This window comes from Caballeronia sordidicola (assembly GCF_002220365.1).
Classification (GTDB): Bacteria; Pseudomonadota; Gammaproteobacteria; order Burkholderiales; family Burkholderiaceae; genus Caballeronia; species Caballeronia sordidicola_C.
This window is the reverse complement of record NZ_MTHB01000293.1, coordinates 16,699-39,527: the sequence shown is the minus strand read 5'-3', so window position 1 is coordinate 39,527 and position 22,829 is coordinate 16,699. Positions and strand designations below refer to the sequence as shown.

The 22,829-nt window shown below is 61.5% G+C and carries 15 protein-coding genes; 10 read left to right on the top strand and 5 right to left on the bottom strand.

Annotated elements, in window-relative coordinates:
* Window positions 1-34: 34 nt before the first annotated feature.
* Window positions 35-2,830 carry a bifunctional [glutamate--ammonia ligase]-adenylyl-L-tyrosine phosphorylase/[glutamate--ammonia-ligase] adenylyltransferase gene (gene glnE / locus BSU04_RS43055; RefSeq protein ID WP_089166275.1) on the bottom strand — a complete coding sequence of 932 codons (2,796 nt, stop codon included), beginning with the start codon at window positions 2,828-2,830 and terminating at the stop codon, window positions 35-37.
* Between the two features lie 206 nt (window positions 2,831-3,036).
* Between glnE and BSU04_RS43050 the strand changes: the two genes are divergently transcribed.
* From BSU04_RS43050 to tldD, 3 genes are all read left to right on the top strand, one after another.
* Complete coding sequence (locus BSU04_RS43050) at window positions 3,037-7,230, top strand: YhdP family phospholipid transporter (protein ID WP_089166274.1); 4,194 nt, start codon at window positions 3,037-3,039, stop codon at window positions 7,228-7,230.
* Between the two features lie 100 nt (window positions 7,231-7,330).
* Entirely contained in the window at window positions 7,331-8,164 is an 834-nt protein-coding gene (locus BSU04_RS43045; protein ID WP_089166273.1) for a carbon-nitrogen hydrolase family protein, read from the top strand.
* 100 nt (window positions 8,165-8,264) lie between these two features.
* Window positions 8,265-9,731 (top strand): metalloprotease TldD, encoded by a 1,467-nt coding sequence (gene tldD, locus BSU04_RS43040; protein ID WP_089166272.1) that lies wholly within the window; start codon window positions 8,265-8,267, stop codon window positions 9,729-9,731.
* Window positions 9,732-9,889: 158 nt separating this feature from the next.
* On the opposite strand, the gene BSU04_RS46120 is transcribed toward tldD, so the two are convergent.
* A complete protein-coding gene (locus tag BSU04_RS46120; protein ID WP_256983911.1) occupies window positions 9,890-10,165 on the bottom strand; it encodes a hypothetical protein in 276 nt (91 codons plus the stop codon).
* On the opposite strand from BSU04_RS46120, the gene aroG reads away from it, so the two are divergent.
* A complete protein-coding gene (gene aroG / locus BSU04_RS43035) occupies window positions 10,164-11,237 on the top strand; it encodes a 3-deoxy-7-phosphoheptulonate synthase AroG (protein ID WP_089166271.1) in 1,074 nt (357 codons plus the stop codon). The genes BSU04_RS46120 and aroG overlap by 2 nt on opposite strands.
* Window positions 11,238-11,308: 71 nt before the next feature.
* On the opposite strand, the gene hmpA is transcribed toward aroG, so the two are convergent.
* The gene (hmpA, locus tag BSU04_RS43030; RefSeq protein WP_089166270.1) at window positions 11,309-12,511 is read right to left on the bottom strand and encodes an NO-inducible flavohemoprotein; all 1,203 of its coding nucleotides are present in this window, start codon (window positions 12,509-12,511) and stop codon (window positions 11,309-11,311) included.
* Between the two features lie 146 nt (window positions 12,512-12,657).
* On the bottom strand, window positions 12,658-13,209 hold the full coding sequence (locus BSU04_RS43025; protein WP_089166269.1) for a cob(I)yrinic acid a,c-diamide adenosyltransferase: 552 nt from the start codon (window positions 13,207-13,209) through the stop codon (window positions 12,658-12,660).
* 193 nt (window positions 13,210-13,402) lie between these two features.
* Here BSU04_RS43025 and BSU04_RS43020 point away from each other — a divergent pair, with 193 nt between their 5' ends.
* The 6 genes from BSU04_RS43020 to proC all read left to right on the top strand — a co-directional run bounded on the left by BSU04_RS43020 (window position 13,403) and on the right by proC (window position 20,634).
* The gene (locus BSU04_RS43020; RefSeq protein ID WP_089166268.1) at window positions 13,403-14,818 is read left to right on the top strand and encodes an FAD-binding oxidoreductase; all 1,416 of its coding nucleotides are present in this window, start codon (window positions 13,403-13,405) and stop codon (window positions 14,816-14,818) included.
* A gap of 168 nt (window positions 14,819-14,986) precedes the next feature.
* Complete coding sequence (locus BSU04_RS43015) at window positions 14,987-16,480, top strand: FAD-linked oxidase C-terminal domain-containing protein (RefSeq protein WP_089166267.1); 1,494 nt, start codon at window positions 14,987-14,989, stop codon at window positions 16,478-16,480.
* 197 nt (window positions 16,481-16,677) lie between these two features.
* Window positions 16,678-17,766 carry a glycolate oxidase subunit GlcE gene (gene glcE, locus BSU04_RS43010; RefSeq protein ID WP_089166266.1) on the top strand — a complete coding sequence of 363 codons (1,089 nt, stop codon included), beginning with the start codon at window positions 16,678-16,680 and terminating at the stop codon, window positions 17,764-17,766.
* Between the two features lie 16 nt (window positions 17,767-17,782).
* Window positions 17,783-19,009 (top strand): glycolate oxidase subunit GlcF, encoded by a 1,227-nt coding sequence (gene glcF, locus BSU04_RS43005; protein WP_089166265.1) that lies wholly within the window; start codon window positions 17,783-17,785, stop codon window positions 19,007-19,009.
* 81 nt (window positions 19,010-19,090) lie between these two features.
* The gene (locus tag BSU04_RS43000; RefSeq protein WP_089166264.1) at window positions 19,091-19,795 is read left to right on the top strand and encodes a YggS family pyridoxal phosphate-dependent enzyme; all 705 of its coding nucleotides are present in this window, start codon (window positions 19,091-19,093) and stop codon (window positions 19,793-19,795) included.
* Between the two features lie 26 nt (window positions 19,796-19,821).
* Window positions 19,822-20,634, top strand: coding sequence for a pyrroline-5-carboxylate reductase (proC, locus tag BSU04_RS42995; protein ID WP_089166263.1), 813 nt, complete (start codon window positions 19,822-19,824; stop codon window positions 20,632-20,634).
* Window positions 20,635-20,926: 292 nt separating this feature from the next.
* Here proC and BSU04_RS42990 read toward each other — a convergent pair whose 3' ends face one another.
* On the bottom strand, window positions 20,927-22,588 hold the full coding sequence (locus BSU04_RS42990) for an Ig-like domain-containing protein (RefSeq protein ID WP_144021530.1): 1,662 nt from the start codon (window positions 22,586-22,588) through the stop codon (window positions 20,927-20,929).
* Window positions 22,589-22,829: the final 241 nt, after the last annotated feature.

Genomic DNA, 22,829 nt, shown 5'->3' with positions numbered 1-22,829 from the left:
GCGCCCCCAACCGAGTCCAGGCGGGCCACTCCCACTACCCAAATACCCGCTTCCACAGCCCCGTCACAGCTTCCCTCTCCGCCACCACGACATCCGGCTCGACCCGCGCCTTCTCCATCCCGTCAAGCCTCAGCGTGTGCTGCAATTTCCGATACCGCCGATACGCAGCCGCCACCGTTTCCGCCTCCTCGACGCTCATCAGCCCGAACCCCGCGGCCAGCCGCAACAACGAAATATTGCCCATATTCCGCACGAATTCGGCGTCTTCGCGCGCATGCAGCAGCACGCAGTACTGCACGATGAACTCGATATCCACCATCCCGCCGCGGTCGTGCTTCAAATCGAATAGCTTGCTCCGGTTTGGATGCCCGGCATCCACCCGCTCGCGCATCGCGACAATCTCCTGCGCCAACGCAACGGCATCTCGCGGCATAGTCAGAACCTGGGCGCGAATCTCCTCGAAGCGCTCGCCAATCTCGGCATCGCCGGCACAATAACGCGCCCGCGACAACGCCTGATGTTCCCAGACCCACGCCGTATTGGCCGCATCGCCCTCGCGAATCTGATAACGCCGGAACGATTCCAGGCTCGTCACCAGCAAACCCGATTCTCCATTCGGGCGCAGCCGCAAATCGATATCGAATAACGTGCCTGCGCCGGTTGCTGTAGTAAGCCACGTGATCAGCCGGCGCGCGAAGGTTGCGTAGATATCCGCCGCAGCCTCGTCTGGGTCGTCGTGCAGGAAGATCAGGTCCAGGTCCGAGGCATAACCCAGCTCCTTGCCGCCCAGCTTCCCATAAGCAATCACAGAAAAACGCGGCACGTCCCGATGACGCTTCGCAAACTGCGACCACACCGTTTCAATAGTGACATCGAGCACGGCATCAGCCAGCGCCGACAACAGGTCGCTTACATGCTCAACCGTGAGCTTGCCGCCCAGGTCGATCAGCAGAATGCGGAACACCTCCGCCTGGTGCGCGTGGCGCAGCAGGTTCATCTGTTGCTCGGCGCCATCGGCGGCGGCAATTTGCGCGCGCAAGGAATCGCGAAATTGCGCCCAATCGAAGGGGCTCGCGATCACTTCATCGTCGAGCAATTCATCCAGAAGCTGCGGATGGCGAATCAAATATCCCGCCGCCCAACGCGACGCGCCCAGCACCGACAACACCCGCTCGAGCGCCGCCGGATATTCGGTGAGCATCGCGAGATAAGAGCCGCGCCGGCTGACCGCTTCGAGCAGATCGAACAGCCGGGCAATGGTGTCGCCACGCCGCTCGGGCGGCTCGACAGCCTTCGCGGCCTCGAGCGCACGTTGGGCGACGATGTCGAACCGCTCGCGGCTGCGCTCAGGCAAACCTTCGTATCGCGTTGATTTCCACACGGTGCGCAGACGCGTGAGCACAGCGGTGGCGTCGGTGAAACCCAGTCCGGTCATGCGCTCGACCAACTGTTCCTCGGCGCTGTCGTCGGCGAGCGCGCTGCTCCAGACCCAGGACGCCGCCGAGTCTTCCGCGACCGCGCAACCGCCGTCGCCCTTCACCTTATCGGCGAAAATCTGGTCGAACTGATGCTCAACGCGCGCCCGGTGCGCTTCCAGCGCATCGGTCAACGCCGGGTAATCGGCGAACCCCATTACGTCGGCAAGCACCGCGCGGTCGTCCGGCGCGACCGGCATGGCGTGCGTCTGCGCATCGTTTCGATACTGCAAGCGGTGCTCGAGCTTACGCAGGAACAAGTACGCGTCGGTGAGTTCGCTACAGACCTTCGCCGATATCAACCCGTGCGCCGCCGCGCGATTCAGCACGGACAAGGTCGGACGAATGCGCAGATCAGCAATCTGGCCGCCACGGATCAGTTGAAACACCTGCGCGCTGAACTCGATCTCCCGAATGCCGCCTCGGCCGAGCTTGATGTCGTCGGCTTTGTCCGGTCGCATCGACGCGCGCCGCTGTGCTTCCTGCCTGATCTGCAAATGCAGCGCACGAATCGCGCTGATCACGCCGTAGTCGAGATAGCGCCGGTAGATGAACGGCTTAGCTAGCGCGTCGAGCAGCTTTGCCAGGCGTTGCGCCGGTTCGCTTTCGCCCTCGGAGACCAGCCGCCCCTTGATCCACGCGTAGCGCTCCCACTCGCGGCCCTGCACATAGAAATACTCTTCGAGCATGCCGAGCCCGCACGCGATCGGACCGGCATCGCCGTTCGGCCGCAACCGCATGTCGACTCTAAAGACATAACCGTCTTCCGTCACCTCGGCCAATGCACCTATCAGCTTGCGGCCGAGCCGCGTAAAATATTCCTGGGTCGATAGCGCCGCGCGTTCGCCGCCTGCCGTCTCGCCGTCCTCTTCATAGACGAAGATCAGATCGATATCCGACGACACGTTCAACTCACGTCCACCGAGCTTCCCCATTCCCACCACACCCAGCGTCAAGCGCTGTCCGTCAGGCCCGCGCGGCTCGCCGAACGTGACTTCCAGATCCGCCGACAACACCGCGAGCGCGCGCTGGATGGTCAGCTCGGCGAGATCGGTCATGGCGCCCGTGACTTCGGCAACCTGCGCGAGGCCGGCGAGATCGCGTTCCATCACTGTGCAGAAGACCTCGATGCGCAAGCGCCTGAGCGCAGTCTTGAGCGCCGCCTCATCAAGCCGGCCGCTGGCCGAGCGCGTCGAACAGCCGTCGCACAGGGCGTTCAGCCGCGCTTCTATCCAGGCGCGGCGAACCGGCGCTTTTGACCATTCGGTCACTTGCGCCGGCAATTCGGGGCGCGCGGCATACATGCGCGCGGCATAGTGGGAAGCGTTGGCACTCAGCAAAACGGCGTCGGTCATGAAAGGTCGGGCTCAGTCATTGCTCTCAAACAAGTCCGGCAGTACACCGGGGCTTTTGCGCAAATTGGTGCGAGGTGTGCAGAACGCCGTCCGGCGTGGCTTAGCGGCCGCATCGTAGCGTGTTCCCGCAGTTTTTTGCACTGCGCGCTGTGTTACATTTCAACGTCAAATCTCGAAAACCTACCATATCGCCGACCCGCCGCAGCATGTCCGACCGAAAGGAACTCGCCGACCCACCTGAAGCTGTACCCGTGAAGCCAGGTGGTCGCGCCGAGCTCGCTTTGTCGCGGGCGCTCAAAGTCCTTCTGGTGCTGGTCGCCGTGATCTATTTCGCGGTCGCCGGCATCTATCTCACGCTGCGTTACGCCCTGCTTCCCCAGATCGATGCGTTCAGGCCGCGCATCGAGCAAATTGTCTCGTCGAAGATCCATGCGCAGTTACGCATCGGGCGCATCACGGCGAAGTGGTCCGGCTTCGAACCTTCATTCGATATCGACAATCTCCGGATCGACGCCGCTGACGGCACGCCCGGTCTCGCGGTTCCGCATGCCAGCGCAACAGTCGCGTGGCGCTCGCTGATCGGTCCCATCCCGCTGCTCTCGAATCTGACCGTCGATGGCCCCGACGTCATCATCTCGCGCGCCGCCGACGGGGCCTTCAGCGTAGCCGGCGTGCCGATCCAGGCGAAACACACGGGTAACGACGCCTTCATGACCTGGCTGCTGAGACAGCAAGCCATCGTGCTGCGCGACGGCACGCTGCGCTGGCACGACGGCGAGCGCGACGCGCCGGAACTCGCGCTCAAGCGTATCAAGCTCGCCATTCTCAACGACGGTCCGCATCATCGGCTGGCGTTGCAGGCGCCGCCCGACGGCGACCTGCTGCACGGTCCGCTCGACTTCCGAGCGGACTTCACGACGCCCCGCTTCAGCGTGCCCGGCCGGCCGGCGAACTGGACGGGCCAGGCGTATCTGTCGACTGGTCCTGTCGATCTGCCCATGCTCTCGCAGTACGTGAAGATGCCGTTTGCGACCTACGGCGGACGTTTCGACAACCGCATCTGGATCGACTTCGCGAGCGGCAAGCTGCAATCAGCGGGCGGCGACCTGACAGGCTCCGACATCGCGTTGCGCGTGCGTCCAACGCAGCCGCGTCTCGACGTACCGATCGCGAACTTCAACTGGAACCTCGCGCAGCAGGACGACGAATACACGTTGCAGCTCGCGAACCTGCGCGCGGAACTCGGCCAGCCGCCACTCGCCGACGGCACGCCGGTGTCTCGCCTGTTGGCCTTGCATACGCTGACCGGCAATTACCGCGCGGCGAGCTTGGAGCGCGGGCAAATGTTCGGCGTGGCGGGCGATGTCGTCGATCTCGGGATCCTGGGCGAATTCTTGCGCGCGCTGCCGTTGCCGTCAAAGCTGCAGAACGAGCTGATCCGCTTCAACCCGCGTGGCCAGATAGCCAATTACACGCTGCAAACCGAGCGGCCCAGGCCGACGACCCACGCCCAGATGCTGGCCCAGCGTCAGACAGGCGCCGAGCCGCCGATGCGCTACACGGTCAAGGGCGACCTGCACGGTGTGAGCGTGCAAGCCCAGGAACCGCCGCCGGGATTGACGATCAACAACCATCCGCGGGCCGGGATTCCGGGCGTGGAAAACCTGTGGGGCAGTATTGACGCTGATCAGGATCATGGCAGCGCGGTCATCGATACGAAAAATACCGCGATCACCCTGCCCGGCGTCTTCGATAACCCGCGTCTCGTGCTCGATCAGATTGACGGCCGCGTGACCTGGACCCTCGCCGACGCGCCGGGCAAGGCGCACAAGGCGATTACCGCGCACGTGCAGACGCTGCACGTCAAGAACGCGGACGCCGAAGCGAGCGCGACGGCAGATTACAGGAACGAGGGCGAAGGCCGCGGTTCGCTCGATCTCAAGGCAAAAGCCGCGCACCTGAATGTGACGAGCCTCGTGCATTACCTGCCGACGAGCATCAGCGAAAAACTGCGGCTGTATCTGGGCCACGCGCTGCAAGCCGGCATCTCACGCAACGCCACCATCGAAATTCACGGCGACCTGACGAAATTCCCCTATTCGCGTTTCCCCGATGCCGGCCAGTTCCGCATCGTCGCGCCATTCTCGGGCGGCAAGTTCGAGCCGACGCCCTATCCGCCCCGGACCATGGCGAACGGCACACCGAATGTGTGGCCGGCATTCGACGGTATTGACGGGACGTTTCATCTCGCCGAAAACAAACTGGGCTTCGATATTTCGCGCGGCCATTATCTCGGCGTGAGCGTGGTCAAGACGACGGGACGTATTGAAGACCTGGGCAATCGCGAATCAAAACTGTTGATCGACGCCGACGCGCACGGCCCGATCACCGACTTGCTTCGCTACGTGGAAGACAGCTCGCTTGGCGCGCTCTCACACCACGTGTCGACGAAGATCCACGCGACGGGTAGCGCCGCGCTCGCGTTGCAACTGGAAATCCCGCGAGTCGCGCCGCCGCCCGGCGTGCGGCCGCACGTGGGGTACAAAGGGGCGCTCGCGTTCAACGGCAACGACCTCGCGTACGGTGCGTTGCCGCCGCTGTCGGATCTTAAGGGGCGGGTGCGCTTCGGTGAGAAAACCGCATCGCTCGATGGCCTCACGGCGAAATTCCTGGGCGGCAATGTGCGTGGCGCCGGTGGCGTGAAACCCGACGGCAGCTATGCGTTGGATGTAAATGGCCGCATAGGCGCCGACGCAGCCCAAAGCCTGAACGCGCACGATCAGGCGCAGGCCGCACAAATTCTCAGGCACATCAGCGGCACCGCACCGTACAACCTGCGCGTGCGCGGGATGAAAAACGCGTTGCCGCAAGTCGAGGCCAACTCCGACTTGACCGGCCTCGGCCTGGACTTCCCGGCGCCCTTCAACAAGAGCGAGGGCACGCCCATGCCCTTCGCGTTCACGTTCACGCCGGTCGCGGGATCCATGCAGGAACACGACGCGAAACTCACGCTCGGGCCGGTGAATGCGCATTACTTGCTCAAGCAGACCGGCAAGGAAGCGCCGATCGTGGAACGTGGTGCTGTCGGCGTGAACAAACCAGCCGATCTGCCGGCGCAGGGTGTGACGGCGACGGTGGAGATCGATGAACTCGATGCCGATGCGTGGCGCAAGCTGATCACCGAATTGGGACCAATGCCGCAACCGGACCTGAAAGCTCAATCGCAGGTGGTGAAGCAGTTCATCCCCAAGCGTTTCGCGCTGCATTTCGCCACCATCAAGCTGCTCAACCGGCGCTGGGAAGATGTGGCGATCGGCGCAAATCTGGGCGATGACCGCAAGTGGCAGGCGAACATTGCGTCGGATCAGGTCACGGGCAATGCCGAATGGACGCCGGGCGCGACGAAGGGCAGTCCGGGGGCGTTGCAGGCGCGGTTCACGAAAGTCGTGATTCCGGGCAAGGAGGAAACCGACCTGGTCGGACAGATGATCCGCAAGCCGCCGGCCAACATGCCGTCCATCGATTTGATCGTGAACGAACTCGTGGTGCGCGGGCGCCCGCTCGGGCGCCTTGAAGTGGACGCGCACAACGACGTGGAAGACAACGTGCCGGTCTGGCATCTGGACAAGCTCGACCTGAGCAACCCGGACGCGACACTTTCGGCCACGGCCAACTGGCGCACGATCAGCGGTCCCGTGGGTTTTCCGGCCGAAGCGGACGACAACGCCCCCCGCCGCACCGCGCTGGATTTCAAGCTGGACATCATGGATGCCGGTGCGCTGGTTGAACGGCTGGGCTTGCCGCGCACGTTGAAGAACGGCAAAGGCACGGTGACAGGCCAGTTTGGCTGGGACGGCAGTCCAGCCGCAGTCGACCTGCCCACGCTCAACGGCCGACTGAATGTCGACCTGCAGCACGGCCAGATTCTCAAGGTCAATCCGGGCGCGGCCAAGCTGCTCGGCGTGCTCAGCCTGCAAAGTCTCGCGCACTTCCTCACGCTGAATTTCCAGGACGTGCTCGGCAAGGGGCTGCCGTTCGAAAAGATCACGGGCTCGGGCACGGTTCAAAATGGTATCGGCCGCACCAATGATTTCACGATGATCACGGCGCCTGCACGCGTTGAGCTGAAAGGGCTGGTCGATCTGCCGAAGGAAACCCAGGACCTGCACGCCAAGGTTATCCCGACGATCAGCGCGGGCGCCGTCGCGATAGGCGCGGCCGTGATCAATCCTTTGCTCGGGCTCGGCACGCTGGTGGCTGATCTGGTGCTATCAAAGTCGATTGGAAAAGCGTTCACTATTAACTATTCCATTACCGGCTCGTGGTCGAAACCCGTGATCCAGCGGGTGAAAGGCGATCAGGGTAAGATCGAAATTCCCGCTGAAGCCGCGCCCAATTGAGCGATTTGATAGTGTTTCAGCGAAGGTCCGACTGGCTGGCAGCAGGCGATTTCGATCACCCATCGTGGTTATCATCGCGCCCCTTTTTTAGCAGGCTGACATGAGCGAAAAATCAAGCGAAGGCACTCCCGGGATGTTCCGCGTAGCCGCGCTGCAAATGGTGAGCGCACCGGATCGCGAACGCAATATCGCGCAGGCCGGACGGCTAATTGCCGAAGCCGCGCGCGATGGCGCGCAGCTCGTGCTTCTGCCGGAATATTTCTGCTACATGGGTTTGAAGGACACTGACAAGCTCGCGATCCGCGAGAAGCCCGGCCACGGCCCGATCCAGGCGTTCATGGCGGACGCGGCGCGCGAGCACCGCGTATGGGTGATCGGCGGGACCTTGCCGCTGGAATCGCCTGAAGCGGCGCGCGTGCTCAATACCACGCTGGTCTTCGATCCAACCGGCAAGCAGGTCGCCCGTTACGACAAGATTCATCTCTTCAACTTCGAGAAAGGCACGGAATCCTTCGACGAAGCCCGCACGATCTGTCCGGGAAGCGAAGTGCGTACGTTTGATGCGCCATTCGGACGCGTGGGGTTGTCGGTGTGTTACGACCTGCGCTTTCCCGAGCTCTACAGAAAAATGGGCGATTGCGCGTTGATGGTCGTGCCGTCCGCGTTCACGTACACCACGGGCAAGGCCCACTGGGAAACGCTGCTGAAGGCGCGCGCAGTCGAAAACCAATGCTACGTGCTGGCTGCCGCGCAAGGCGGCAATCACGAAAACGGCCGCCGGACCTGGGGCCACAGCATGCTGATCGACCCGTGGGGCGAAATCGTGGCCGTGGTGGAAGAAGGCGCGGGCGTGGCAGCCGGAGCGATTGATGCTGCGCGTATTGCCGCCGTCCGCCAAAGCCTTCCGGCTCTCCGGCATCGCGTTTTGGGTTAGCTTGTTTTTTCGGAGCCCCCCTCCATCTGGTCAGGGTGTGGCATAAATACTCCAACGTTAGAATGCGTTTAATCCCCACAGACTTCGCCACAGGCAACGAATGAACATCATCGAACCCGGCATCCGAAATCTCGCCACCGCGAAAGAGATCCTGCTGACGCCCTACGGCCTCGACGAATCCACGATTACGCGCACGCTGGCGGAGATCTTCACGCACCGCGTGGACTACGCGGATCTCTATTTCCAGTCCACGCGCAGCGAAGCGTGGAGCCTGGAGGAAGGCATCGTCAAGTCAGGCAGCTTCAGCATCGATCAAGGTGTAGGCGTGCGCGCCGTGTCGGGTGACCGGACGGCGTTTGCGTATTCGGACGACTTGTCGGCGGAATCCATCCGTCAGGCGGCGGTCGCCACGCGCGCCATTGCAAAGGCAGGCGGCGGCAAGCACAAGATCAAGTCGGCCAGTTCGCTGACCGGCGTATTCGGCCGCGACCTTTACCTGCCGTCCGATCCGCTCACGTCGCTCGACGCCACCGCGAAGGTGAAGTTGCTCGAACGTGTCGAGAAAATGGCGCGTGGCCGCGATCCGCGCATCGTCCAGGTCATGGCCGGCCTCGCGGGTGAATACGACGTCGTGCTGGTCGCCCGTAGTGACGGCGCGCTGGCCGCAGACATCCGGCCGCTCGTGCGGGTATCGGTCACGGTGATCGCCGAAAAGGACGGGCGTCGCGAAATGGGCAGCGGCGGCGGCGGCGGACGTTACGACTACGGCTATTTCACTGACGAAATTCTGTCTCACTACGTCGATCAAGCGGTGCACGCGGCGCTCGTAAATCTCGATGCGCGTCCTGCTCCTGCCGGTGCAATGACCGTCGTGCTCGGACCGGGCTGGCCCGGTGTGTTGCTGCACGAAGCGATCGGCCACGGGCTGGAAGGTGACTTCAACCGCAAGGGCTCGTCGGCGTTTGCAGGGCGCATGGGCGAGCGGGTGGCGGCAAAGGGCGTGACAGTTGTCGACGACGGCACGCTGCCGAACCGGCGCGGTTCGCTCAATATTGACGACGAAGGCAATCCCACGCAATGTACGACCTTGATCGAGGACGGCATTCTCAAGGGCTATATCCAGGATTCGCTGAACGCTCGCCTGATGAAGATGCCGGTAACGGGCAACGCGCGGCGCGAATCGTATGCCGCCCTGCCCATGCCGCGCATGACCAACACGTACATGCTCAACGGCGACAAGGATCCGGGTGAAATCCTGGCATCGGTGAAAAACGGCTTGTACGCGGTGAATTTTGGCGGAGGTCAGGTCGACATCACTAATGGCAAGTTCGTATTCTCCGCGTCCGAGGCGTACATGATCGAGAACGGCAAGATCACGTATCCGGTGAAGGGTGCAACGCTGATCGGCAGCGGCCCGGAATCGCTGAAGTACGTGACCATGATCGGCAATGACATGGCGCTCGACGGCGGCGTGGGCGTGTGTGGCAAGGAAGGCCAGAGCGTGCCGGTAGGCGTGGGTCAGCCGACCCTGCGGATCGAAAAGATGACGGTGGGCGGCACGGTTTGAGCGTGTAGTCCCCGGATTTTCCCGCGCCGCGCATTGAGAGACATGCGAGCGCGCCACGCGGGAAAACCGCATCTTTGGCTCACATTTTGCGCGCAACCTACCCGCACGACGCGGATTTTCCGCATTCTAGCGGCGAACAACTTGCCAACCTCGCGTGTTTAAGGGTATAAAGCCAGACGTTCATTTTTTACCAATCGACCGAAACCATCATGTCCGCCAAGTTTTATTTTTACTTTTTTTGGTATCTCAAGCCGCTGGCGGATCGAGAGGGGTGAGTCGTTTGTGTAGAACCCAAGTTTCCCGAAAAACCGCCAGCGCAGCCTGGCGGTTTTTTTATGCCCACTTTTTTTGACGACTTTTTGCCCTGTCCCTGATCTGTCGAACGTAACGACCAACGAACACAGCACCAAAACGAGTTCCTGGAGAACCAGCATGCCCCCGCACAACACCGACGATGTCCGAATCCGCGAATTGAAAGAACTGACGCCCCCCGCTCACCTGATCCGTGAGTTCGCCTGCGCCGAGCCGGTTTCGAACCTGATCTACAACTCGCGCCAGTCGATGCATCGCATCCTGCACGGCATGGAAGACCGCTTGATCGTGATTGTTGGACCGTGCTCGATCCATGACACCAAAGCGGCTTTGGAATACGCGGGCCGTCTCGTCGAGCAGCGCAAGCGCTTTGCTGGCGAGCTCGAAATCGTGATGCGGGTGTACTTCGAAAAGCCGCGTACGACGGTCGGCTGGAAAGGTCTGATCAACGACCCGTACATGGACAACAGCTTCAAGATCAACGATGGTCTGCGGACCGCGCGCGAGTTGCTGCTGCGAATCAACGAACTGGGCCTGCCGGCGGGCACCGAATACCTCGACATGATCAGCCCGCAGTACATCGCCGACCTGATTTCTTGGGGCGCTATCGGTGCGCGGACGACGGAATCGCAAGTGCATCGCGAGCTGGCGTCGGGATTGTCCTGCCCGGTCGGGTTCAAGAATGGTACGGACGGTAACGTGAAGATCGCGGTGGACGCCATCAAGGCAGCCTCGCAACCGCACCATTTCCTGTCGGTGACGAAGGGCGGCCATTCGGCCATCGTCTCGACGGCGGGCAACGAGGACTGCCACATCATTCTTCGCGGCGGCAAGGCGCCGAACTACGACGCGCAAAGCGTGAACGCCGCATGCAACGACATCAGCAAGGCCGGGCTTGCCGCACGCCTGATGATCGATGCGAGCCACGCGAACAGTTCGAAGAAGCATGAGAACCAGATCCCGGTTTGCGCCGATATCGGCCAGCAAATCGCGGGCGGCGATGAGCGGATCATCGGCGTGATGGTGGAGTCGAATCTGGTTGCTGGACGGCAGGATCTGAAGGAAGGTTGCGAGCTGACGTACGGGCAGAGCGTTACCGACGCGTGCATCGGTTGGGAAGATAGCCTGAACGTGCTGGAAGGGCTGTCGGACGCCGTGAAGCAGCGGCGCGTGGCGCGAGGGAATGGGAACTGATTGGCTTGAGCGTCGGCATAAGGAATAAGGGCCACCATGTCCGGCGGCCCTCTCTTTAAAACATCAACGCCCTACGCAATCTCGCCCGAACCATAGATCTCGGCACGCACCCGCGCCTTCGAGACCCCCGCCGCCATCAATGCGTCCTGCTGCGCGCGCATGAAGGGCACGGGGCCGCAGAGATAATAGTCGGCGTCGGGAAGCAGGGTTTTATCGGCTATGCGGGCGAAATCCAGCCGCCCGGCGAAGTCGAAATCCGTTCCCAGGCGGTCATCGGCGTGGGTCTTTTCATAGAACACGGTACGCGACACGTTCGGATGTTTCGCCACAATCGCGTCCAGCCATCGGCCGAATGCATGCGTGCGGCCATTGCGGCAAGCGTGGATGAACGATATCCGACGCGTGCTGTTCTGCGCGGCCAGCGAAGCGAGCATCGACACCATCGGCGTAATACCCACGCCGCCGCTGATCAATACAACCGGCGTGGTCTTGCTCCGGTGGAGCGTGAACTCGCCCATGGGCGCGCTGACTTCAACAATCCCGCCGACTTCCACCCCGTCGTGCATGAGATTGGACACGTATCCGGGCGGCATATCCTGCACCCGCTCGCGCTTCACCGAAATGCGTAACCACTGGCCGTTCGGGGCGTCGGAGAGCGTGTATTGACGCGGCTGGTCAACGCCAATTTCCTTCACGAACCGCTTCACGCTGACGTACTGGCCCGGCTCGAAATGACAGACCGGACCGCCGTCGGATGGCTTCAAATAAAACGACGTGATCTCGTCGCTTTCCTGTTCGCGCCGAAACACCACGAACGGCCGGAAACCGCTCCACGCGGCCTGCGCATAAAGCGCTTTTTCCGCCCCTATCAAGATCTCCGCGAGTTGCGCGTAAGCGGCTCGCCAGGCATCGAGCGTGGGTTCATCAACAGCATCTCCCAGGACTTCGGATATGGCGGCCAGCAGATTTTCTCCGACGATCGGATATTGCTCCGGCCGGATATTCAGGCTCGCGTGCTTGTGCGCGATATGCGTGACGGCAGAACCGAGCGCACCGAGGTTATCGATGTTCGCGGCATATGCGTACACCGCTCGCGCCAACGCCTGCGGCTGACTGGCGCTTTGCTGATGCGCCTGGTTAAACACGTTTTTCAACTCGGGGTGATGGATGAACATCCGCTTGTAGAAGTGCTGGGTGATGGTCACGCCATGTTCGGCGAGCACGGGCGCGGTGGCTTTTACACGGGCAATCTGGTCGGCGGTCAAGGCTGTCATCAATGCGCTCCTTTAAAGATGCATTTATTTTACATGTTTAAAGGAGGCGCAAATTCGCGCGTTTTGTCGCAGGGGATATAACGATACGCATTAGGGTGCCCGGGGTTGCCCGGCAGCGGAACCTGTGCCGAACACCCTCTACGCGTCTAGACCTTCCGTTCGTGATTCCACAACACGTCGGTTCCGCCATCGACACGATTCAACACGCGCGCCAGCACGAACAGCAAATCGGATAGCCGATTCACATACTGCCGCGGCGCCGCGTTGATCTTATCCACGCGGCCGAGCGCGACAATCGATCGCTCCGCGCGCCGGCAAACGGTTCGCCCGACATGCGCGAGCGAGGCCGCGCGCGATCCGCCCGGCAGGATGAATTCCTTGAGCGGCGGCAAGGTCGCGTTGTACTCCGCAATCCATTCATCGATACGAGCAAGATGCGACTTCTCGACCATCGAATGGCCGGGAATGCAGAGTTCCCCGCCAAGGTCGAACAGATCGTGCTGGATGGCCGACAATGCGGTGCGTACGTCTTCCGGAAGCGGTTCGCAGAGCAGCACACCAAGCTGCGAATTCAGTTCATCGACATCGCCAATGGCCGTGACCCGCGCATCGTCCTTCTGCACGCGGCTGCCGTCGCCGAGGCCGGTGGTGCCGTCATCACCAGTACGCGTCGATATCTTGCTCAGGCGATTGCCCATGATGTTCTCCAGGTAACCCAGAACGCCGGTCAGCGCCTGCGCTCATTATAGGCAACGTGGGAGCATCGGCCGAAGGCGGGCTTGATCGGGGCTATCGGCGTAAAATGACACTATAAAACGCACGATTTCCGCATTTCGACGCGAAATTTCGTGCATCCCAACATCCCATTGCACCGATGTCCGGAGACATGCCGTGAACCACCCCGTCCCACCGCTCGCCGTCCGCCGCACCTTTCCCGCCGCCTTGCTCGACGCGCTAAAAACCACGTTCGCCGAACGCCTCTCGACCACCACCGCAGTCCGCGAGCACCATGGCCGAGACGAATCACCGTTCGATCCGCAACTGCCCGATGCTGTCGTTTTCGTGACCAGCACGGAAGAAGTCCAGACGGTGGTCCGGCTTTGCGCCGAACACAATGTGCCGGTCATTCCGTACGGCAACGGGTCGTCGCTTGAAGGTCATTTGCTGGCGGTTCAGGGAGGTGTATCAATTGATATGTCCGGCTTGAACCAGGTGTTGTCGATCAACGCCGAAGACTTGACCGTCACCGTCCAGCCGGGAATTTCACGCAAGCAGCTGAACGAAGCGCTGAAAGACACCGGCCTGTTTTTCCCGATCGATCCCGGCGCGGATGCGAGCATTGGCGGGATGTCGGCTACGCGTGCATCGGGAACGAATGCCGTGCGCTACGGCACGATGCGCGAGAACGTCCTGGGCCTCTCGGTCGTGTTAGCCGATGGCCGCGTCATCAAGACTGGCACCCGGGCGCGCAAATCGTCGGCTGGGTACGACCTCACGCGTTTGTTCGTCGGCTCGGAAGGCACGCTCGGCGTGATCGTCGAAATCACCGTGCGGCTTTATCCGCAGCCGGAAGCGGTGTCGGCGGCGGTGTGCGCCTTTCCATCGATGGGCGATGCCGTTCGCGCCACCATCGAGACCATCCAGATGGGCGTGCCGGTGGCCCGCGTCGAGTTCCTGGATTCGCTTGCCGTGCGTGCGATCAACCGCCATTCGAACCTCACTTTCCGCGAATCGCCCATGTTGTTCTTCGAATTCCACGGCACGCAAAGCAGCGTGAAGGAGCAGGCTGAAACGGTGCAGGAAATCGTTGCGCAAAACAACGGCACCGATTTCGAATGGGCAACCCGGCCGGAAGATCGCAGCCGCCTCTGGAACGCGCGTCACAACGCCTATTTCGCGATGCTGCAGCTCAAGCCCGGCAGCCGCGCCGTGACCACGGATGTCTGCGTGCCGATCTCACGGCTGGCCGAATGCGTGATCGAAACGGAGCAGGACCTGAAGGCAAGCACGCTGCCCTGCCCGATCGTCGGCCATGTGGGCGATGGCAATTTCCACGTCGCCATGCTGCTCGATCCGGCCAAGCCCGAAGAATTCGAAGAAGCAGAGCGGATCAACCACCGCATCGTGGAGCGCGCGCTGCGCATGGGCGGAACGTGTACCGGCGAACACGGCGTCGGGCTGCACAAGATGGGTTTCATGATCGAGGAACACGGCGAGGACGCCATCAGCGTCATGCGCTCGATCAAACATGCGCTCGACCCGAAAAACCTGATGAACCCGGGCAAGATTTTCTCGTACGACGCGTGATCGGACGAGGGTCGGGCTGTTGCAGAGTCCGGCGCAAACAACGCGCCGGACTAAAAAACACGCTCCGTCCCCGTAATTAGCCCGATCGACGGCAGCCATGCGCAGGTGCAAGATCAACCCTCTGCTTTTTGGAAATTCTCCAGAGCACCCACACCGCCGGGAGGAGACATGAACGCACCCGCCGAGCTTTCGCCTGAAGTGCTGGCGCAGCGTCAGCGCGAAGTGGTTCAGGCGTTGATGGCCGTGCTGCCGACGCATTGCCTGCTGTATCGCGAGGAAGACACGGCTGCTTATGAATGCGACGGGCTCGCCGCGTACAGGCGGCTGCCGCTTGCGGTCGCGCTGCCGGAAACCGAAGCGCAGGTTCAGCGCGTCGTGCAGATTTGCGCGCGGCTCGACGTACCTATCGTCCCGCGTGGCGCGGGCACGGGCTTGTCGGGCGGCGCCATGCCGATCCGCCATGGGATCGTGGTGTCGCTTGCGCGGTTTCGCAAGATCGTCGAAGTCGATCCGTATGCGCGGACCGCAACTGTCCAGCCGGGCGTGCGCAATCTCGCCATATCCGAAGCCGCGGCTCCCTTTGGGCTCTACTACGCGCCTGATCCGTCATCGCAGATTGCCTGCACGATCGGCGGCAATGTCAGCGAGAACTCCGGCGGCGTCCACTGCCTCAAGTACGGCCTCACGTGCCATAACGTGATGCGAGTGCGCGCGGTATCGATGGAAGGCGACATCCTCGAATTCGGTTCACTTGGCTTAGACGCGCCTGGGCTCGACCTGCTGGCGGTGCTGATCGGCAGCGAAGGCATGTTCGCCATCGTCACGGAGATCACCGTCAAGCTGATCCCGAAGCCGCAAACAGCGCAGGTGATCATGGCGAGCTTCGACGACGTCGTCAAAGGCGGCAACGCGGTCGCGGCGATCATCGCGGCCGGCATTATCCCCGCCGGGCTCGAGATGATGGATAAACCGGCGACACGCGCCGTGGAAGAGTTCGTGAAAGCGGGCTACGACCTCGACGCAAAGGCGATCCTGCTGTGCGAATCGGACGGCACGCACGACGAAGTCATGGAGGAAATCGTGCGGATGACTGCCGTGCTGCGCGAATTCGGCGCCAACCGCATCCAGATTTCGCGCTCGGAAGCCGAACGGCTGAAGTTTTGGTCCGGCCGCAAGAACGCATTTCCGGCTGCCGGCCGTATCTCACCTGATTATTACTGCATGGACGGCACCGTGCCGCGCCGCCAGATCGGGCCGCTGCTGGCGCGTATTGAAGAGATGGAAAAAAAGTATGCACTGCGTTGCATGAACGTTTTTCACGCCGGTGACGGCAACATGCATCCGCTGATCCTGTTCAACGGCAACGATCTGGACGAATGGCACCGGGCCGAGGCATTCGGTTCGGACATCCTGGAAACCTGCGTGGAGCTGGGCGGCACGGTGACGGGGGAGCATGGTGTGGGTATCGAAAAGATCAACTCCATGTGCGTCCAGTTTTCGCCCGAAGAACGCGATACGTTTCACGCGATAAAACGTGCTTTCGATCCCCCCGGCCTGCTTAATCCCGACAAAGGCATCCCGACGCGCGCACGTTGCGCCGAGTACGGGAAAATGCATATTCGCGGCGGTTTGCTGCCGCATCCCGAGATTCCGCGCTTTTAAACTGCGTGTTTAGGCGGCGCTTCTAAACGTTTCGTGCGGGTAACTTTTAGCGTCCCTTTGACATCCCATCGATGTCCCTTTGAAGCATCGGCGGTGGTTCCAGGCGTTCAAGCCCGTACACGTATCCACGTTTATACGAGTGGCCGCGCGGGAACACGCCGATACACTGACCCAAGAGCCATAAAACGCGGGACACCATGACAGAGGAAGACATTGTTGCGAGCTGGTCCGAGCGCGTACGCGCCGCGACCGCGAGCAACACCCCGCTACGGATTCGCGGCGGCGGCACGAAAGACTGGTACGGGCAGACGCTGCAAGGCGAGATAGTCGATACGCGGGCGCATCGCGGGATTATCGAATATGACCCGGCCGAACTCGTGATTACCGCGAAAGCCGGCACACCGCTCAGTGAAATCGAAGCGCGGCTGGACGAATGCGGCCAGATGCTGCCGTTCGAACCGCCGCACTTCGGGCCAAACGCCACGCTCGGCGGCTGTATTGCAGCCGGACTCGCCGGGCCGCGGCGCGCCGCGGCCGGCGCGCCGCGCGACTTCGTGCTCGGCGCCGTGGTGATGAACGGCCAGGGCCACGTGCTGCATTTCGGCGGTCAGGTAGTGAAGAACGTGGCGGGCTATGACGTCTCTCGGCTGCTTGCAGGGTCGCTAGGCACGCTGGGGATGATCCTGGAGGTATCGGTGAAAGTGCTGCCGAAACCTGTCGCCGAAGCCACGCTCAAGTTCGAAATGAACGACACGGACGCCGTGCGCAAGCTCAATGAGTGGAGCGGCCATCCGTTGCCGCTGACCGGCAGCGCGTGGCGCGACCACACGCTCGCGTTGCGCCTGGGTGGCGCGGAAGCGGCGGTGAAAGCGGCGCGGACCTCGCTGGGCGGCGAGGTGGTCGACGCCGTGGAAGCTGAGCGTTTCTGGTGCGGTTTGCGGGAGCAATCCGATCCGTTCTTCGCGGTAATACCGCCGAAATCGGCTTTGTGGCGGCTGTCGCTGCCATCGATTGCCGAGCCGATGCATCTTCCCGGCCCGCATCTGATGGAATGGGGCGGCGCGCAACGCTGGTGGATCACCGACGCGGATCCGCAAACCGTGCGCATCAGCGCCAAGCAGGCCGGCGGCCACGCGACCATCTTCCGATCTGGCGCGGCATATGACCGCAACGCGGGCATCTTCACGCCCTTGCCCGCGCCGCTGATGAAGATTCATCGTGGCCTGAAAGCCGCATTCGATCCCGCGAGCATTTTCAATCGCGGCCGCCTCTACCCCGACTTCTGAACCGAAGACACACGCAATGCAAACCAACCTCGCCGACTTCATGCGCGACACCGCCGATGGCGAAGAAGCCGAGGCTATCCTGCGCAAGTGCGTGCATTGCGGATTCTGCACGGCGACGTGCCCGACCTACCAGATACTGGGCGATGAACTCGACGGCCCGCGGGGCCGGATCTATCTGATCAAGCAGATGCTGGAAGGCGCGCCCGTCACGCGTAGCACGCAACTGCATCTGGACCGCTGCCTCACGTGCCGCAATTGCGAAACCACGTGCCCATCGGGCGTGCAGTATGGACGGCTGGTGGAGATTGGCCGGAAGGTGGTGGAAGAAAAAGTGGAGCGGCCGTTTGGCCAGCGCGTCCAACGCAAACTGCTCGCCAACTTCCTGCCGAACAGCAAGCTTTTCACGCCTGCGATGAAACTCGGCCAGCAGTTCCGGCCACTATTGCCCAAAGCCTTGCGGACAAAGATTCCGGTTGCGCAACGGCCGCTCGAACCGCCAACCGGCACGCATGAGCGCACGATGCTGATGCTCGCCGGCTGCGTTCAGCCTGCCATGATGCCGAACGTCAACATAGCGACTGCAAGAGTGTTCGATGCATTGGGCATCCAGATCCTGAGCGCGCCCGACGCGGGCTGCTGCGGCGCGATCCGCTTGCATCTCGGCTACAACGACGAAGCACTGGACGACGTGCGCAACAACATCGACGCGTGGTGGCCGTACGTGGAAAACGGCGTGGAGGCGATCGTGATGAACGCGTCCGGTTGCGGCGCGACGGTGAAGGAATACGCGCATTTGCTGCGTAATGACCCGGTCTACGCGGAGAAGGCTGCGCGAATCGTGGAGCTGACGCGAGACCTGGCCGAGATCCTGCCGCAGTACGAGGATGAACTGAGCGCGATGGCAAGGCGGCGCGCCGTGCATACCGTCGCGTTTCATCCGCCGTGTACGCTGCAGCATGGTCAGCAGATCCGCGGCCACGTTGAGAACCTGCTGACGGCGCTGGGCATAGAAGTGCATCTTCCCGCCGATAGCCATCTATGCTGCGGCTCGGCTGGAACGTACTCGGTACTGCAGCCAAAGCTCTCGTACGCACTGCGCGACCAGAAACTCGATACGCTCGAGAAGCTCGAGCCTCAGATGATCGTATCGGCGAATGTCGGATGTATCGCGCATTTACAGAGCGGCACGTCCACGCCCGTGGTGCACTGGATACAACTGCTCGAACATCTGCTGTATGGCTAACGCTGGCGGGCGCCTGCTGGGTCGAGTCGCCGCATCCGTATAATCGGACCTCTGCTTACTCGATATGCGGCGTCCGATTCCATGTCCTCCTCTCATGTAGCCCGTCACCTCGAAGAAGTCCGTCAGCGCATTGCCAAGGCAGCGGCCGACGCTTCGCGAGACGCATCTTCGGTCGCGTTGCTCGCAGTATCGAAGACCTTTCCTGCCGCCGACGTACGTGCCGCCTTCGATGCAGGGCAACGCGCATTCGGCGAAAACTACGTGCAGGAAGCGGTTGCGAAAGTCGGCGAACTGGCTGATTTGCGCAGCGAGATCGAGTGGCATTTCATCGGACCGTTGCAGTCGAACAAGACAAAGGTTGTTGCGGAGAATTTCGACTGGGTGCATTCGGTCGATCGACTCAAGATTGCAGAGCGTTTGTCCGATCAGAGGCCGGACGGCATGGCGCGGCTCAACGTGTGCTTGCAGATCAACGTGAGCGGCGAAGACTCGAAAAGCGGCGTCGCACCGGACGACGCCTTGGCGCTCGCGCATCAAATTGCGGCACTTCCTCGTTTGCACCTGCGCGGCTTGATGGCTATTCCAGAACCGGCCGGCACGCTCGATGAACAACGCGCGCCGCATCGGCGTTTGCGTGAAATCATGGACGCGCTACGCGCAGATGGCCTTGAACTCGACACGCTTTCCATGGGGATGTCGGCGGATATTGAAGCCGCTATTCTCGAAGGCTCGACCATGGTTCGTATCGGCACGGCCATCTTCGGCGCGCGTGATTATTCCCATTAAATCTTCTCGACCACTTCAACTTCATCATGAAAATTGCATTTATCGGTGGCGGCAACATGGCGTCGGCACTTGTTGGCGGGTTGATCAAGCGCGGCGTGGCTGCGGCGGATCTGTACGTTGTCGATCCAGGCGAAGAAGCGCGGCAGCGTACTGAAAAGCAGTTCGGTATTGCGACGGGTGAGGTGGTTGATTCGAAGCTGGCGGACTATGACGCCATCCTGCTTGCCGTCAAACCGCAAGTGTTGAAGGACGTGGCTCAGGCACTGCAGCCGGTTTTGTCCAGGCAACTGGTGATCAGCATCGCGGCTGGCATTCGCGCTGCCGATTTGTCGCGCTGGCTCGGCGGCTATACGCAGATCGTGCGCACCATGCCAAATACGCCGGCGCTCATCGGCATGGGCGTAACCGGGTTGGCTGCGCTGCCGGGCGTCAACGATACAGCGAAGGCGCTGGCATCGAAGGTATTGGAAGCGGTTGGCGAGATCGTCTGGTTCGACGACGAAGCGAAGATTGACGCGGTCACCGCCATTTCGGGCAGCGGTCCGGCGTACGTGTTCTATTTCATTGAAGCGATGCAGGAAGCGGCGCGCCAGCTCGGTATGGACGAGGAGCAGGGGCGTGCGCTGGCTGTGGCAACTTTCACTGGCGCGGCGCAGCTTGCGGCGCAATCGGGCGAACCGGCGAGCGTGCTGCGTGAACGCGTGACGTCGAAAGGTGGCACGACAGCAGCAGCTTTGGCTTCCTTCGATGCCCAAGGCGTGAAGGAAGCTATCGTTCGTGGCGCGTTGGCGGCCGATGCAAGGGCCAAGGAAATGGGCACGGAGTTGGGGAAAGCCTGAGCCGCGCCTAAAAACGGCGCAAGCAGCGTTCAGCCCAACGGAGATTCAGCAGACAGCTCTAGCGCGCTACGCCAGTGCGCTTTTCCAGCTGAAGTTCTCGCGGTTGCCAGCCGACGTGGCAATCCGCTTCGTTTGCTGATTCGTTTGTAGCAGCGACGGTTGTCTTCGCCTCAATCCAAAATACGCGTGCCAACAACGTAAAAAATGCCGCTGCGGCATCATTCCCGCAGCGGCATTTTCGTTTAACTTCACCGATAGCCCGCTGATTTAAAAGCGGTCCATCGGGGGTGTCTTACCCGTGCAATGCGATTTGCACGCCTTGCTGAACGAGCAGTTCCGCGTGTGCGCCGGAGTGTTCGTACACGTTGTACGTCACGCCGCCGACTTGCGCGGTGCCGCCTTGCATCCAGTGTCCGTCAGCCACGCCCGCAATGTGCGCGTTCGACAGATCAACCGAATCTCCGTTCGAGCCATTGACCAGCATTTGCGCCTTGCCGTCCTTCTGGAACAGATCCGTCTCGGCCAGATTGAGCACGTCGACCAGCGACAATTTAAGCATGTTGTGCGCGCCGCCGAGATCGACCGCTTCGATTCCCGACACCTTCGCCGCTGCCGTCGTGCCGGTCAGCGATGTCAGGTCCAGAACCTGATGATCACCCGTCAAGTGCAACGCATGAACACCGCTTTCACCGCCTTGGATATGCGCGGAGGCTTGCTTGAAGTAGGCCGCAGGATCAACGCTCAGGTCTACCGTCACGTTGCCGGTAGCACCATTGAACGTGCCGTGTTCGCCAACAACGACGTGTTGCTCCGCTTGCGGTGCAACCGGGGCAACGCCTGCATGAGTCGCGAGGAGTGCTGCGTTGTCGACTACAGCGGAAGTATCGACATGCGTTGCCGCTATGGTCGGGAGGGTCGCGTTGAAGTCATCGGTGATGGTGTAGGTCAGACGCGGGTCAGCCATGGTGATGACGTTGCCCATGCTGCCAGACGCCTGGACGCCCAGCGAATAGGTACCACTGCCGAGGTGTCCGGCTGCCCCGGCCAAACCCGTGAAGGTGTCTTTCGACAACTGCACGCTAAAGGCGTTACCAACGATGGTAAGTGGGAGCTGGTACATCCTGCTCCAGTTACTAATATCGCCGCCCATAACCTCAATGTTTGTAAAGTTGGTTCCTATGCTTGGGTCGGAAATCCAGCCCTTCACCGTCACGGCGCCCTCCGTCGTCCCGCCACTGGGAACAAGCTGGTTCTGCGCGTCATACACGCCGGTAATCATGATGTACGTGACGCTAAACGGATACGCTGCCGATGCAAGGCTCGTACCGGTTGCGTTGGTTTCGGTGGCGTGAAGGTTATGCGCGCCATTCGCCAGCGCCGCAGCCGGCATGAAGCTCCAGTTACCTTCCGAATTGACCACGGTTGTGCCCAACAACGTGCTGTTGTCGAAGATGTTGATGGTATCGCCGGCGTGGCCCGTACCATTGATGGCTGGATGACCGTCGGTTGAAAGACCTCCCGCCGCAACGTTGCCTGTCAGAGGACCATCATTAGCGAAAATGTCAGTGATGACGGGCGCGGACGGCAGCGGCAGTACAACGCCGATCGTCAGATCAAAGGCGGCGGACGCATGGCTTACGGCGCCCGCGGGGTTCGTGTCTGTTGCAGTGAGTGCATGAAAGCCGTTACTCATATCTGCCGTCGGCGTCAGATGCCAGCTGCCGTTCGAACCGACGACAGCCGAGCCAATTGCTACGCCGTTGTCAAAAACGGTCACGACATCGCCGGCCACGCCACCACCGCCAAGCAGGGGACGCGCGCTCGTAGATGTGCCGTTTGGGTCGAGCGAACCTACGTTCGGGTCTAACACGGAGAAGATAGTCGGCGTGGACGGTACGACCGTATCGACGACTGAGCGGATAGGCGTCTGGCTAGCTTTAAGAATTGTCGACAAAATTTACGGCCTCTAATAATAGTATTCGACATGGCAGCATCTGGTGGAACGAGTGCGGCCGTCACAGAATCAATTCACGAAATAGTTCTTCGACACATTTCAAATTGCGAAACAATTCTGATGCGCCTGTGACACGCAAAGTATCGGAGTAGTCCTAAATTAAATTTAGGATAGGCAATATCCGTGTCGCGGCAGGCGAGTCGCAGCGCTCACGCCGCAGGCTTGCTGCACGGTGCTGATC